We start from the raw sequence: 13,432 nt of genomic DNA, 5'->3' as shown, positions 1-13,432 counted from the left end.
TATTGTACTGCACTGTATCTGTTTAGGAAATCTCCCTTCATTCGTGAGGCGCGATATGCAGGTTGCGACGCGATCGGGGCCCTGGCTCCTGGTGCTGGTGGGGTTTGCGGCGCTCGCCATCGCCTTTTCCGTGCGGGCGGTGCTCGGCCTCGCCATGCCGGTCATCGAGGCCGAGTTCGGCTGGTCGCGCTCGTTCATCTCCGGCATCGGCGCGCTGGCCCTGCTGGTCATGGCGACGGCGGCTCCCTTTGCCGGCGGCCTCACCGATGCGCGCGGGCCGCGCCTGCTGCTGACCGGCGGACTGACGGCGATCGGGCTCGGTGCCGGCCTCGTCGCGGTCACCGGCTCTGCAGCGCTGTTCATCCTCGGTTTCGGCGTCGTCGCCGCCCTCGGCTTCACCGCGGTGGCCACCAATGTCGTGGCGGCGGCGATCGCCAAGACCTTTGAGGCCGGGCGGGGGCTGGCGACCGGGATCGGCACGTCGGGCGCGACCGCCGGCCAGCTGCTCGTTGTGCCGATGGTCGCGCTGCTGATGCAGAGCGCGAGCTGGCGCTATGGCTTCGCGGCGCTTGCCGTGCTCGCCTTCGTCCTGGCGATCGCGGCCTTCCGTCTGCTGCCCAAGAACCAGCCGCGCACGGTGGGCACGGCCGCCGCGGGCGACTGGCGCCAGGATGTCCGGCTGCTCGTCCGCGCACCGGTCTTCCATGTCCTGTTCTGGAGCTTCCTCGTCTGCGGCTTCACCGCCACCGGCGCGATCGAGACCCATCTTCTGCCCTATGCGGCCTTCTGCGGGTTTCCGCCGCTGCCGAGCGCTGCGGCCTATGGCGTGCTCTCGGCGGTCAATTTCGCCGGCATGGTGGTGTCGGGCTATCTCTCCGACCGCGTGCACCGCCCGACGCTGCTCGGCACCATCTATGTGGTGCGCGCCGCAAGCTTCGTGCTGCTGCTCTACGTCGCCCCCGACATCCGCCTGCTCTATGTGTTCGTCGTGCTGTTCGGCCTGGTCGACTATTCGACCATTCCGGTCACGGTCGGCCTTGCCGCCAGCCATTTCGGGGTCCGGCGCATCGGCCTCGCCATGGGGCTCATTTCCAGCGGCCATGCCCTCGGTGGCGCGCTCGGCGCCCTCTCCGGCGGGCTTCTGTTCGATCTCGGCCGATCCTATGGCGCGCTCTGGATCGGTTCCTTCGTTCTCTCGCTCTTGGCCGGGCTCGTCGTCCTGACGCTGAAGGACCGGCCCGGCGAGACGGACGATGCCAAGGAGGCCGGGGCGCCGGCCAAGGTCAGCGAGGCCCTGTCATGATCCGTCTCTATACCGACGCGTCGCCAAACGGCTTCAAGGCGACGATCGCGCTCGAGGAGCTGGAGCTCGCCTATGAGCTGCACCATGTCCGCATCGGCGCGGGTGAGGCCCGACGGCCCGACTTCCTGGCGCTCAATCCCCATGGCCGCATCCCTGTCATCGTCGATACCGAGGCCGACGTCACGCTGTTCGAATCCGCGGCGATCCTGCTCTATCTCGCCGAGCGCGGCGGCCGGCTCCTGCCGTCGGCGACGAGGGCCCGCTGGCAGGCGATCCAGTGGCTCGCCTTCCATGCCGCGAGCGTCGGGCCGCTGCTCGGCCAGCGCGTGCATTTCGAAATGTTCGAGAAGCAGCCCCTGCCGCCGGCGATCGCGCGCTACAGGCGTCTCACCGAGGAGGCCTTCGCCACCATGGACGGTCACCTGCAGGCGAACCGCTATTTCGCCGGCGCTGACTATTCCATCGCCGATATCGCGACCTTCGGCTGGATGCATATCGCCGCCATCTGCGGCTTCGATATCAGCGCCTTCGCCCATCTGAGCCGTTGGTACGCCGAAGTGGCGGCGCGGCCGGCCGTCCAGCGCGGCATTGCCCTGCCGGAGCCGGCCCCGGGACCGTAGGGCGGATCAGCGGGCCGCTAGCCCCGGCTGTCGGGCGCGTGCAGCGCCTCCGTGCGCGCGAGCGCGGCATCGACCTCGCGCCCCCGCGGCGTCAGCGCATATTCGACATGGCGGATGCGCCCGCTCAAGTCGCGCCGCGCGACATAGCCGGCCGCCTCCAGGGCCTTCAACCGGGCGGACAGGACGCGAGCGGAAATACCCGGCGGCAGGGCGCGGCGCAGCGCGCCGAAACGCAAAGTCTCGTGACGGGCGAGCGCCAGGACGACATGGCTCATCCATTCCTGCGCGAAAAACTTGAGGAACGGCTCCGCTAAACAGGAATCGTCTTGGATTTTATTGGCCTGAACAAGATCGTGCATGGTTCTGGGTAGTATCCCGCGCGTAACTAATGGCTATCGCCCTTGAGCGGCATTAGCTTGCCGGTATTCTAACCGGAGAGCTTCCTCATGTCCCAGGCCGCCGCGACGCCCGGCAAACTTTTGCTGACCCCGAAAGACCACGCGCTGATCCTCATCGATTTCCAGTCACAGATGGCTTTTGCGACGAAATCGATCGATGCGGTCGCGCTGCGCAACAACGCGGCCCTCATCTCCCATGCGGCGGCCGGTTTCGGAGTCTCGACCATTCTCACCACCGTCGCCGAGAAGAGCTTTTCCGGCCCCATGTTCGACGAGATCAGCGCCGCTTTCCCGGGGCAGGCGATGCTCGACCGAACGTCGATGAACACCTGGGAAGACGCGGGCGTCATCGCCAAAGTCAATGCGATCGGCAAGAAGCGTCTGGTCATGGCCGGCCTGTGGACCAGCGTCTGCATCGTCGGCCCGGCTCTTTCGGCGCTCGACCAGGGCTTCGAGGTCTATGTCGTCACCGATGCCTGCGGCGATGTCTCCGAGGAGGCCCACCGCAGCGCGGTCGACCGCATGGTCCAGGCTGGCGTGCGCCCCCTGACGTCGCTGCAATATCTTCTCGAGTTGCAGCGCGATTGGGCGCGGACCGACACCTATGAACTGACGACCGGCATCGCGCGCAAGTTCGGCGGGGCCTATGGCCTCGGCATCGTCTACGCCAAGACGATGTTCGGCGCGCAGGAAGGTCACTGACCATGCCCACCGTCACGACCAGGGACGGGGTCGAGATCTTCTACAAGGATTGGGGGCCCCGTGATGCGCAGCCCGTCATGTTCCACCATGGCTGGCCGCTGTCGTCGGACGACTGGGACGCCCAGTTGCTCTTCTTCCTGTCGAAAGGCTATCGCGTCGTCGCCCACGACCGGCGGGGGCATGGGCGCTCGACGCAGGTTGCCGACGGCCACACCATGGACAATTACGCCGCGGACGCGGCGGCGGTGGTGCAGCATCTCGACTTGCGCAACGCGGTCCATATCGGCCACTCGACCGGCGGCGGCGAAGTCGCGCGTTACGTCGCCCGGCACGGCGAGCCGCAGGGGCGCGTGGCCAAGGCCGTTCTGGTCAGCGCCGTGCCGCCGCTGATGCTCAGGACCGCGGGCAATCCCGGCGGCCTGCCGATCGAGACCTTCGACGGCCTCCGCAAGGCGCTCGCCGGCAACCGGGCCCAGTTCTTCCTCGACCTGCCGGCCGGGCCGTTCTACGGCTTCAATCGGCCCGGTGCGAAGGTCGACCAGGGTGTCATCTGGAACTGGTGGCGCCAGGGCATGATGGGCGGCGCGAAAGCGCACTACGATGGCATCGCGGCCTTCTCTGAGACCGACCAGAGCGAGGACCTCGAGGCCATCGGCGTGCCGACCCTGGTCCTGCATGGCGAGGACGATCAGATCGTGCCGATCGACGCCAGCGCCAGGCTGTCGGCAAGGCTCCTGAAGCAAGGGAGGCTGAAGACCTATCCCGGTCTGTCGCACGGCATGCTGACGGTCAATGCCGACCAGCTCAACGCCGATCTCTTCGCTTTCGTCAAAGGCTGACGGCGGCCCCGGCGGCCGGCCGCCATGCCGGCTGCCTCCTCCATTCAAGGCGATCATGGAACACGCGCGATGAAACCCTATCTCGTCTCGCTGGCCGCCGGCCTCCTGGTCGGCGTCATTTACGGGCTCATGAATGTCCGCTCGCCGGCGCCGCCGGTGATCGCGCTGGTCGGCCTGCTCGGCATTCTCGTCGGCGAGCAGATCGTGCCGATCGCCAAGCGGCTGGTGGCGCGCGAGAGTCTGACCCTCGGCTGGCTGCAGCGCGAATGCGGCGAGCACGTCTTTGGCCATCTGCCGCGCGGCGGCGGAGCCATGCGCGGCGAGGCTGCGAACCGGGAGCAGGTGTAATGCCGACTCGTCGTACCGTCGTCGGCGGACTTGCCCTGCCTGGTCTCGCCTTTCCTTCCTTCGCCCAGGGCCAGCCGCGGCCATCCGGAGACACGTCCATGACCGCCGATCTCATCCTCCACAACGGCCTCGTCACCACGCTCGACCGGACCAAGCCGGTGGCGAGCGCGGTCGCGATCAAGGACGGCAAGTTCCTGGCTGTCGGCGGGCAGGCGGAGGTGATGGCTCATGCCGGCCCGGCCACGAAGGTCGTCGATCTCGAGGGCAGGCGGGTTCTTCCCGGCCTCATCGACAACCACCTGCACATCATCCGCGGCGGCTTGAACTTCAACATGGAGCTGCGCTGGGACGGCGTGCGCTCGCTGGCCGACGCGATGGACATGCTCAAGCGCCAGGTCGCGGTGACGCCACCGCCGCAATGGGTGCGCGTCGTCGGCGGCTTCACCGAGCACCAGTTCGCCGAGAAGCGCCTGCCGACGATCGAGGAGCTCAATGCGGCGGCGCCGGATACGCCGGTCTTCATTCTGCATCTCTACGACCGCGCCCTGCTGAATGCCGCCGCCCTGCGGGCCGTCGGCTACACGAAGGACACGCCCCAGCCGCCCGGCGGCGAGATCACCCGCGACGCCGGAGGCCAACCGACCGGCCTGCTGCTGGCGCGACCGAACGCCAATATCCTCTATGCGACCCTGGCCAAAGGGCCCAAGCTGCCCTTCGACTATCAGCTCAATTCGACCCGCCATTTCATGCGCGAGCTCAACCGGCTCGGCGTCACCGGCGCCATCGATGCCGGCGGCGGCTTTCAGAACTATCCCGACGACTACGCCGTCATCCAGAAGCTCGCCGACGACAATCTTCTGACCATCCGCCTTGCCTACAACCTGTTCACGCAGAAGCCGAAGCAGGAGAAGGAGGACTTCCTCAACTGGACGCGGACCTCGCAATACCGGCAGGGCACCGACTATTTCCGCCACAACGGTGCAGGAGAGATGCTGGTCTTCTCGGCCGCCGATTTCGAGGATTTCCGCGAGCCGCGCCCGGACATGCCGGCCGAGATGGAGAGCGATCTCGAGGGTGTTGTGCGGATCCTCGCCGAGAACCGCTGGCCCTGGCGCCTGCACGCCACCTATGACGAGACGATCTCGCGGGCTCTCGACGTGTTCGAGAAGGTCCATCGCGAGATCCCGCTCGACGGCCTGAACTGGTTCTTCGATCATGCCGAGACGATCTCGGAGCGCTCGATCGATCGCATCGCGGCGCTCGGCGGCGGTGTCGCCGTGCAGCATCGCATGGCCTATCAGGGCGAATATTTCGTCGAGCGCTACGGCCCAAACGCGGCGGAGGCCACGCCCCCGGTCGCGCGCATGCTGGACAAGGGAGTGAAGACCTCCGCCGGCACCGATGCGACGCGGGTTGCCTCCTACAACCCTTGGGTTTCTCTGGCCTGGCTGATTACCGGCCGCACGGTCGGCGGCCTGCGCCTCACGCCGCAGCGCAACTGCCTCGATCGCGAGACCGCACTTCGGATGTGGACCGAGAAGGTCACCTGGTTCTCGAACGAGGAGGGCCGCAAGGGCCAGATTGTGGCCGGTCAGTTCGCCGATCTGATCGTGCCCGATCGCGACTTTTTCGCTTGTCCCGACGACGAGATCTCCCACATCACCGCCGACCTGACGGTCGTCGGCGGCAGGATCGTCTATGGCGCGGGAGCTTTTTCCAGCCTCGACGAGAGCGCTCCGCCGCCGGCCATGCCGGACTGGTCGCCGGTCAGGACCTTCCGTGGCTATGCCGCCTGGGGCGAGCCGGAGGGCGCGGGGCGGAACGCGTTGCGCCGGGCTGCCATGGCCACCTGCGGCTGCGCCAGCTCCTGCAACGTCCATGGCCATGACCATGCGGGAGCCTGGTCGGGCAGGATACCCGTGGCAGACCTCAAAAGCTTCTGGGGCGCGCTCGGCTGCGCCTGCTGGGCGGTGTGAGATGGCGGTGAACGACAGTCTCCGCGCCGGGCCGGCGTGGCCGGCCGCGCGGTTCCTTGGCCTGCTCCTGCTCTGCGCCGCCTATATCCAGGGGCCGATAACCAAGATCCTCGATTTTCCGGGCGCCATTGCCGAGATGAACCATTTCGGCCTGGCGCCGGCGCCGCTCTTCGCCGTCGCCGTCATCGTGTTCGAATTGACGGCGAGCGCCATGATCCTCGCCGGCATCAAGCGCTGGCTGGCCGCGCTCGCGCTCGCCATTTTCACTTTGGCTGCGACCGTCATTGCCCTACGCTATTGGGACATGCCGGCCGGCCAGGGGCGGATGATGGCGATGAATGCCTTCTACGAACATCTCGGCCTGATCGGAGCCTTCCTGCTGGTCGCCCTCGACGACCTCGCGCGACCGAGGCCGACGTGAGCGAAAATCCACGGGTCGATTCGACGTCCGGTTTCGCGCCCCTGCGCCAGAAGGTTTTCGCCGTCCTCTGGACGGCGACCATCATCGGCAATATCGGCAGTTTCATTCGCGACGTCGCCAGTGCCTGGCTCGTTGCCGATCTCTCCAATGCGCCCGCGGCCGTGGCGCTCGTCCAGGCGGCCGCGACCTTGCCGATCTTCCTGCTCGCCATTCCCGCCGGCGTGCTGTCGGACATTCTCGACCGGCGCAAATTCCTCATTGCCATCCAGGTGCTGCTCGGCTGCGTCAGCCTCAGCCTGATGGCCCTGTCGATCAGCGGATGGCTCAGCGTCGGCTCGCTGGTGGCCCTGACCTTCCTCGGCGGCGTCGGCGCCGCGCTGATGGCGCCGACCTGGCAGGCGATCGTCCCCGAGCTCGTCTCAAGATCCGACCTGAAAAGCGCGGTTGCGCTCAATTCCCTCGGCATCAACATTGCGCGCGCCATCGGACCGGCGCTCGGCGGGCTGATCCTCGCCGCCTTCGGCGCGGGCGTGACTTATGGAGCCGATGTCGCGAGCTATGTCGTCGTCATCGCCGCGCTGTTCTGGTGGCGCCGTCCACTGGGCGCCGACGATGCCCTGAGCGAGCGTTTCGCCGGTGCCTTCCGTGCGGGACTGCGCTATGCCAAGGCGAGCCGAGAATTGCATGTCGTGCTGCTGCGCGCGGCGATCTTCTTCGCCTGTGCGAGCGCGGTCTGGGCGCTGCTCCCGCTGGTCGCACGCAACCTGCTCGGCGGTGGCGCCGGCTTCTATGGCATTCTGCTCGGGGCGGTCGGCGCCGGCGCGATTGTCGGCGCGGTCCTGCTGCCACGTCTGCGTGCGCGGTTCGATCCGGACAGGCTGCTGCTGCTGTCGGCGGTCATCACGGCACTCGTCATGGCGGCGCTCGCGCTTGGGCCGCCTCAGGCTGCCGGCGTCGCGATCCTGTTGGTGCTCGGCGTTGCCTGGATCATCGCGCTGACCACGCTCAACGGTGTCGCCCAGGCCATCCTGCCGAACTGGGTGCGCGGCCGGGCGCTCGCCGTCTATCTCACCGTGTTCAACGGCGCGATGACCGCCGGCAGCCTCGGCTGGGGAGCGGTCGCCGAAGCCGCCGGCATCCGCGGCACGCTGCTCATCGCGGCGCTGGTCCTCGCAGTCGCGGGCTTCGTCATGCACCGGGTCAGGCTGCCGGCGGGGGAGGCGGATCTCGCCCCGTCCAACCACTGGCCCGAACCTCTGGTCGCAGCCCCCATCGACAACGACCGCGGCCCGGTGCTGATTCTGATCGAATATCGGGTACCTGCGGCCCAGCGCGATGATTTCCTGCGCCTCGCTCACGCGCTGTCCATCGAGCGCCGGCGGGACGGCGCCTATGGCTGGGGCATGACCGAGGACACCGCCGATCCAGAAAAGCTGGTCGAGTGGTTCATGGTCTCGTCCTGGGCCGAGCATCTCAGGCAGCATCGGCGCGTTTCGAAGGCCGATGCCGATCTCCAGAAGGAGCTGGCCCGCTTCCACAGCGGCCAGGGCGAGCCGGTGGTCCGGCATTTCCTTCATGTCGAGCCACCGACGCAGGCGCCCGGCCGCGCCGGTCCGGCGTAACCAAGGCTCGGCGGTCGCGCGTCGGCCGGCCGGCACCGCTCGGCACACCGCTCAGCGGGTGAAGCGCGCGACCAGCTCGACATGGGCGGACCAGCGGAACTGGTCGACCGGCGTCACATCGGTCAGTCGCCAGCCGCCGCCCGCGAGGATCGCGGCATCGCGCGCGAAGGTCGCGGGGTTGCAGGACACGGCGACGATCCGGCCGACATCGGCTTTCGCCAGCACCTTGGCCTGGGCCTCGGCGCCGGCGCGCGGCGGATCGAACACCACCGCGTCCAGGCCCTTGAGATCGGCGGCCGTCAGCGGCCGGCGGAACAGGTCGCGGGTTTCCGCCGTGACCGGCTTCAGGCCGGAGCCATGGCGCAGTGCCGCGGTGAGCGAGGCGACCGCGCCGGCATCGGCGTCGGCCGCGCGCACCTTCATCCGCTGGGCGAGCCTCAGCGCGAAGGGGCCGACGCCGCAGAAGAGATCGGCCGCGCTCTTCGCCTTGCCGACACCGTCGAGCACGAGGCGCCCGAGGGCCTCCTCGCCGGCAGCGGTCGCCTGCAGGAAGGCGCCGGGCGGCAGTTGGACCCTGAGGCCGGCCATGCGGACCGAGGGCGGCTCGCGCTGCATGACGAGATCGCCGTGATTGGTGAGACGGACGAGATGCGCGGCGCCCGCGGCGGCGATCAGCTCCTGGCGCAGGCGCTCGGCGAGCCGCCCGGCGCCACGCAGTTCCATGTCCAGGCCCTGGTCGGTCAGCGTCACCTGGATGTCGAGCGGCTTGCCCGCGGGTTCGAGCGCCCGGGCGATGGCGCGGGCCGCCGGCAGGGCGGCCTCGAGCGCGGGCTCGAGCACCGGGCAGGCGTCGATCGCCACGATGGCATGGCTGCGCGCTGCCGCGAAGCCGACCGCCAGCTTCGGCCCGTCGCCGCGCCGCGCATGCAGCGTCACCCGGCGGCGGCCGGTGCCATGGGCATCGATCGTGTCGGCGATCTCGGGCTGCAGGCCGCGGGCGGACAGCGCGGTGGCCACCAGGTCGCGTTTCCAGCGCAGATAGGAGGGCGGCGCCCAATGCTGCAGGGCGCAGCCACCGCAAGTGCCGAAATAGCCGCAGGCGGGAGCCACGCGCTCCGCGCTCGGGGTGACGATCGCGGTCGGCAGCACGCGCTCGCCGTCGCCCTCGATCTCGACCACCTCGCCGGCCAGCGTGAACGGCACGAAACGGCCATCCGCGACCCCGTCGCCACGGTGCCCGACATGACTGATGGTCAACCGCTCGGCGCTCATGGCATCGCTCCCGGCCCAGGCGACGGCGCGCCGCCGCGGCGGGCGTACATCAGGAATTCGCGGTTGCCTTCGCCGCCGGCGATCGGGCTGTCGATGACGCCGACGACCTGCCAGCCGAGAGCCTCCGTCGCCGCCTTGATCCGCTCGACGGCGGCGGCCTGAGCCGCGGCATCACGCACCACGCCGTTCTTACCGACGGCGGCGCGGCCGACCTCGAACTGCGGCTTGATCAGTGCGATCAGGTCGGCGGTCGGTGCGGCGAGCGCCGTCATGGCCGGCAGCACCAGTGCGAGCGAAATGAAGCTGACATCGGTGACGACGAGGTCGGGGGCGGGGGCCGGTGCCTCCAGCGTCCTGATGTCGGTCGCCTCGAACAGGCTGACGCGCGGATCGGCGCGCAGGCTCCGGTGCAGCTGGTCGCGGCCGGTATCGACCGCGGTGACCCGGGCCGCACCGCGTGCCAGCAGCACCTCGGTGAAGCCGCCGGTGGATGAGCCGACGTCGAGGCCGATGCGGCCGCCGGCATCGATGCCGAAGCGGTCGAGGGCATGGGCGAGCTTGACGCCGCCGCGCGACACCCAGGGATGTTCGGGGCTTGCTTCCAGCGTCGCATCGGCGCGGATCTCGTCGGAGGCCTTCCGCACCGGCTGTCCGTCGGCGCTGACCAGGCCGGCGGCGATCGCCGCCTGCGCCTTGGCGCGGCTGTCGAACAAGCCGCGCGCGACGAGCAGGACATCGGCCCGGCGCCGGCCCCCGGCGCGCGGCGAAGCAGGCTGATCGGGACCGGTCACGCCCTCAGCGCACCCGCACCGTGCTCGGCGCCGATGGCGCCGCGGCCGAGCGCCTCGAACACCTTGGCGACGATGCCCTTGGCGTCGAGGCCGGCACGGGCATACATGGCTTCGGGCTTGTCGTGGTCGACATAGGCGTCGGGCAGCACCATCGGGCGCACCTTGCAGCCCTGGTCGAGCAGGCCGGCATCGGCGAGCGCGTGCAGCACGAACGAGCCGAAGCCGCCGATCGAGCCTTCCTCGATGGTGATGAGCACTTCGTGGTTGCGGGCGAGCCGCGCCACGAGGTCGACGTCGAGCGGCCGGGCGAAGCGGGCATCGGCGACCGTCGTCGAGAGGCCGAGCGCCCCGAGCTCTTCCGCCGCCTTCAGGCATTCGCCGAGCCGCGTGCCGAACGACAGGAGCGCGATGCGCGTGCCTTCCCTGACGATCCGGCCCTTGCCGATGGCAAGCGGCACGCCCTCGGCGGGCAGATCGACGCCGACGCCTTCGCCGCGCGGATAGCGGAAGGCGATCGGGCCTTCGTCATGGGCCGCGGCGGTCGCCACCATGTGGACGAGCTCGGCCTCGTCGGCGGCCGCCATCACCACGAAGCCGGGCAGGCAGCCGAGATAGGCGACGTCGAACGAGCCGGCATGGGTGGGCCCGTCGGCGCCGACGAAGCCGGCACGGTCGATCGGGAAGCGCACCGGCAGGCCCTGGATCGAGACGTCGTGGACCACCTGGTCGTAGGCGCGCTGCAGGAAGGTGGAATAGATCGCGCAGAACGGCTTGTAGCCCTCGCTGGCGAGGCCCGCGGCGAAGGTCACGGCATGCTGCTCGGCAATGCCGACATCGAAGGTGCGCTCAGGGAATGCCTTGCCGAACAGGTCGACGCCGGTGCCGGACGGCATGGCCGCGGTGATCGCGACGATCCGGTCGTCCTTCGCCGCCTCCTTCACCAGGCTCTCGCCGAACACCTTGGTGTAGGACGGCGCATTGGCCTTGGACTGCACCTGGGTGCCGGTGATCACGTCGAAGCGGGCAACCGCATGCAGCTTGTCGGCCGTCGCCTCGGCCGGGGCGTAGCCCTTGCCTTTCTGGGTGACGACATGAACCAGGATCGGCCCGAGGTCGGCGTCGCGGACGTTCTTCAGCACCGGCAGCAGGTGGTCGAGATTGTGTCCGTCGATCGGCCCGACATAATAGAAGCCGAGCTCCTCGAACAGCGTGCCGCCGGTGACGAAGCCGCGGGCGTGCTCGACCGCCCGCGTCACCGTGCGGTCGATGGTTGCGCCGAGCCGGCGGGTCAGCTGCTTGCCGATGTCGCGCAGCTTCAGATAGGTCTTGCCGGAGGCGAGCCGGGCGAGATAGGCCGACATGGCGCCGACCGGCGGGGCGATCGACATGTCGTTGTCGTTGAGGATGACGATCAGCCGTTCGCCGCGTGCGCCGGCATTGTTCATGGCCTCGAAGGCCATGCCGGCCGACATGGCGCCGTCGCCGATCACCGCGATGACATGGTTCTTGCCGCCCTTCAGGTCGCGCGCCACGGCCATGCCGAGGCCGGCGGAGATCGAGGTCGAGGAATGGGCCGCCCCGAACGGGTCGTAATCGCTTTCCGAGCGCTTGGTGAAGCCGGAAAGCCCGTCCCGCTGGCGCAGCGTGCGGATGCGGTCGCGCCGGCCGGTCAGGATCTTGTGCGGATAGGCCTGGTGGCCGACGTCCCAGATCACCCGGTCGCGCGGCGTATCGAAGACATAGTGCAGCGCCGTGGTCAGCTCGACCACGCCGAGGCCGGCGCCGAGATGCCCGCCGGTGACGGAGACGGCCGAGATGGTCTCGGCCCTCAGCTCGTCGGCGACCTGTCGCACAAGATGTTCCGGAACCTTGCGCAGGTCCTCGGGTGTCTTGATCGTGTCGAGTAGGGGCGTTGCGGGGCGATCTGTCACGATGTCACCGGCTGGCGCGGGCGGTGGAAAGGGCGAAAAGGCGGTTTCCGGCCGGCCCGCGCGAGTGCAGGAATGATCCAGTCAGGTGCGGCAGGATAGCCGACACCAAGGTGTGAGCGTTACACCAGGGATCTGATGCGTGCAATGCAGTAAAGCCAGGGCCAACCCTGGGCGACCGATTGGCGCAGGCGCGGCGAAATCACGTAAAATTGTCGATGGAACGCCGCCCGCCGGGCACCGGGCGACTATTCCGGCAGCGGGATATAGTCCTGTTCGTCGCCGGGAACGATGTCGAAGCGGCGCTGGCGCCAATTGTCCTTGGCCTGTTCGATCCGCTCCTTGGAGGACGAGACGAAGTTCCACCAGATGAAGCGCGGGCCGTCCATGACGGCGCCGCCGCACAGAATGATCCGGGCCGGCCGCGTCGCGGTGAGCGTGATCCGGTCGCCGGGTCTGAGCACCAGCATCTTGCCTTCGCCGAACAGGTCGCCCTGCACGTCGATCTCGCCGCTCGCGACATAGATCGCCCGTTCCTCGGTTTCCGGGTCGACCGGCAGCCTGGCGCCGGCTGCCAGCGCGACATCGGCGTAGATCGTGTCCCAGGTGGTCGGCACCGGCGAGGTCTTGCCGTAGAGCGAGCCGATGACCAGCCGGATCGTCTTGCCCTCCGCCTCGATGACCGGCAGCCCGTCGCGGTCGACATGGTCGAAGCCCGGCGCGGTCTCCTCGTGTTCCCTGGGCAGGGCGAGCCAGCTCTGGATGCCGTGCAGCTCCTGGCCCTGCGCCTTCAGCACCGGATCGGTCCGTTCGGAATGGACGATGCCGCGTCCGGCGGTCATCAGGTTCACCTCGCCCGGATTGATCGGCACATAGGTGCCGAGCGAGTCGCGGTGCTGGATCTGGCCGGCGAACAGATAGGTGACGGTGGCAAGGCCGATATGGGGATGCGGCCTGACGTCGATGCCGTTGCCGTCACGGAAGACGGCCGGCCCCATATGGTCGAAGAAGATGAACGGCCCCACCATCCGCCGCTTGGCGAAGGGCAGGGCGCGCCGGACGGTGAAGCCGCCGAGATCGTGCGTGCGCGGCACGATCACCATTTCGATGGCGTCGCAGGCGAGCTTGTCGCCGAGTTCCGGGTCGGGCGTGGGCGAAAACGACATGGCCGAACTCCTTGATCGTCGATGGCGACAGGGCCGGCCCGGGCAT

At 68.7% G+C, this 13,432-nt stretch carries 13 protein-coding genes; 8 read left to right on the top strand and 5 right to left on the bottom strand.

The annotated features are described in order from the left end of the window. Positions 1-55: 55 nt before the first annotated feature. Both OZ671_RS03775 and OZ671_RS03770 read left to right on the top strand, forming a co-directional pair. Positions 56-1,303, top strand: coding sequence for an MFS transporter (locus tag OZ671_RS03775; RefSeq protein ID WP_268859483.1), 1,248 nt, complete (start codon positions 56-58; stop codon positions 1,301-1,303). Next, on the top strand, positions 1,300-1,923 hold the full coding sequence (locus OZ671_RS03770) for a glutathione S-transferase family protein (protein WP_268859482.1): 624 nt from the start codon (positions 1,300-1,302) through the stop codon (positions 1,921-1,923). Before OZ671_RS03775 ends, OZ671_RS03770 begins: the two co-directional genes overlap by 4 nt. Before the next feature lie 17 nt (positions 1,924-1,940). On the opposite strand, the gene OZ671_RS03765 is transcribed toward OZ671_RS03770, so the two are convergent. Beyond that, complete coding sequence (locus tag OZ671_RS03765) at positions 1,941-2,198, bottom strand: winged helix-turn-helix transcriptional regulator (protein ID WP_268859481.1); 258 nt, start codon at positions 2,196-2,198, stop codon at positions 1,941-1,943. Positions 2,199-2,369: 171 nt separating this feature from the next. Between OZ671_RS03765 and OZ671_RS03760 the strand changes: the two genes are divergently transcribed. From OZ671_RS03760 to OZ671_RS03735, 6 genes are all read left to right on the top strand, one after another. Further along, the gene (locus OZ671_RS03760; protein ID WP_268859480.1) at positions 2,370-3,023 is read left to right on the top strand and encodes a hydrolase; all 654 of its coding nucleotides are present in this window, start codon (positions 2,370-2,372) and stop codon (positions 3,021-3,023) included. 2 nt (positions 3,024-3,025) lie between these two features. Then, entirely contained in the window at positions 3,026-3,862 is an 837-nt protein-coding gene (locus OZ671_RS03755; RefSeq protein WP_268859479.1) for an alpha/beta fold hydrolase, read from the top strand. Between the two features lie 69 nt (positions 3,863-3,931). Next, positions 3,932-4,210 (top strand): XapX domain-containing protein, encoded by a 279-nt coding sequence (locus OZ671_RS03750; RefSeq protein ID WP_268859478.1) that lies wholly within the window; start codon positions 3,932-3,934, stop codon positions 4,208-4,210. Further along, positions 4,210-6,186: an amidohydrolase gene (locus tag OZ671_RS03745; protein ID WP_268859477.1), complete on the top strand. Its 1,977-nt coding sequence runs from the start codon at positions 4,210-4,212 to the stop codon at positions 6,184-6,186. The genes OZ671_RS03750 and OZ671_RS03745 overlap by 1 nt, the downstream gene beginning before the upstream one ends. Positions 6,187-6,193: 7 nt before the next feature. After that, positions 6,194-6,607, top strand: coding sequence for a DoxX family protein (locus OZ671_RS03740; RefSeq protein WP_328286338.1), 414 nt, complete (start codon positions 6,194-6,196; stop codon positions 6,605-6,607). After that, positions 6,604-8,229 (top strand): MFS transporter, encoded by a 1,626-nt coding sequence (locus tag OZ671_RS03735; RefSeq protein WP_268859475.1) that lies wholly within the window; start codon positions 6,604-6,606, stop codon positions 8,227-8,229. Before OZ671_RS03740 ends, OZ671_RS03735 begins: the two co-directional genes overlap by 4 nt. Positions 8,230-8,280: 51 nt before the next feature. On the opposite strand, the gene OZ671_RS03730 is transcribed toward OZ671_RS03735, so the two are convergent. From OZ671_RS03730 to OZ671_RS03715, 4 genes are all read right to left on the bottom strand, one after another. Then, the gene (locus OZ671_RS03730; RefSeq protein WP_268859474.1) at positions 8,281-9,501 is read right to left on the bottom strand and encodes a class I SAM-dependent RNA methyltransferase; all 1,221 of its coding nucleotides are present in this window, start codon (positions 9,499-9,501) and stop codon (positions 8,281-8,283) included. After that, positions 9,498-10,292 (bottom strand): TlyA family RNA methyltransferase, encoded by a 795-nt coding sequence (locus OZ671_RS03725; protein ID WP_268859473.1) that lies wholly within the window; start codon positions 10,290-10,292, stop codon positions 9,498-9,500. The genes OZ671_RS03730 and OZ671_RS03725 overlap by 4 nt, the downstream gene beginning before the upstream one ends. After that, complete coding sequence (gene dxs, locus OZ671_RS03720) at positions 10,289-12,223, bottom strand: 1-deoxy-D-xylulose-5-phosphate synthase (protein ID WP_268859472.1); 1,935 nt, start codon at positions 12,221-12,223, stop codon at positions 10,289-10,291. Before dxs ends, OZ671_RS03725 begins: the two co-directional genes overlap by 4 nt. A 245-nt stretch (positions 12,224-12,468) precedes the next feature. Then, a complete protein-coding gene (locus OZ671_RS03715) occupies positions 12,469-13,386 on the bottom strand; it encodes a pirin family protein (RefSeq protein ID WP_268859471.1) in 918 nt (305 codons plus the stop codon). Positions 13,387-13,432: the final 46 nt, after the last annotated feature.

Origin of the sequence: Phreatobacter sp. AB_2022a (assembly GCF_026847585.1) — a bacterium.
Lineage (GTDB): Bacteria > Pseudomonadota > Alphaproteobacteria > Rhizobiales > Phreatobacteraceae > Phreatobacter.
This window is presented reverse-complemented; position numbering and strand designations above follow the sequence as displayed.

Excerpts from the sequence above, each read along its gene's own strand:
- OZ671_RS03770 (WP_268859482.1), top strand. The coding sequence starts at position 1,300 with ATGATCCGTCTCTATACCGACGCGTCGCCAAACGGCTTCAAGGCGACG.
- OZ671_RS03775 (WP_268859483.1), top strand. The coding sequence starts at position 56 with ATGCAGGTTGCGACGCGATCGGGGCCCTGGCTCCTGGTGCTGGTGGGG.
- OZ671_RS03760 (WP_268859480.1), top strand. The coding sequence starts at position 2,370 with ATGTCCCAGGCCGCCGCGACGCCCGGCAAACTTTTGCTGACCCCGAAA.
- OZ671_RS03765 (WP_268859481.1), bottom strand. The coding sequence starts at position 2,198 with ATGAGCCATGTCGTCCTGGCGCTCGCCCGTCACGAGACTTTGCGTTTC.
- OZ671_RS03745 (WP_268859477.1), top strand. The coding sequence starts at position 4,210 with ATGCCGACTCGTCGTACCGTCGTCGGCGGACTTGCCCTGCCTGGTCTC.
- OZ671_RS03715 (WP_268859471.1), bottom strand. The coding sequence starts at position 13,386 with ATGTCGTTTTCGCCCACGCCCGACCCGGAACTCGGCGACAAGCTCGCC.
- OZ671_RS03730 (WP_268859474.1), bottom strand. The coding sequence starts at position 9,501 with ATGAGCGCCGAGCGGTTGACCATCAGTCATGTCGGGCACCGTGGCGAC.
- OZ671_RS03755 (WP_268859479.1), top strand. The coding sequence starts at position 3,026 with ATGCCCACCGTCACGACCAGGGACGGGGTCGAGATCTTCTACAAGGAT.
- OZ671_RS03750 (WP_268859478.1), top strand. The coding sequence starts at position 3,932 with ATGAAACCCTATCTCGTCTCGCTGGCCGCCGGCCTCCTGGTCGGCGTC.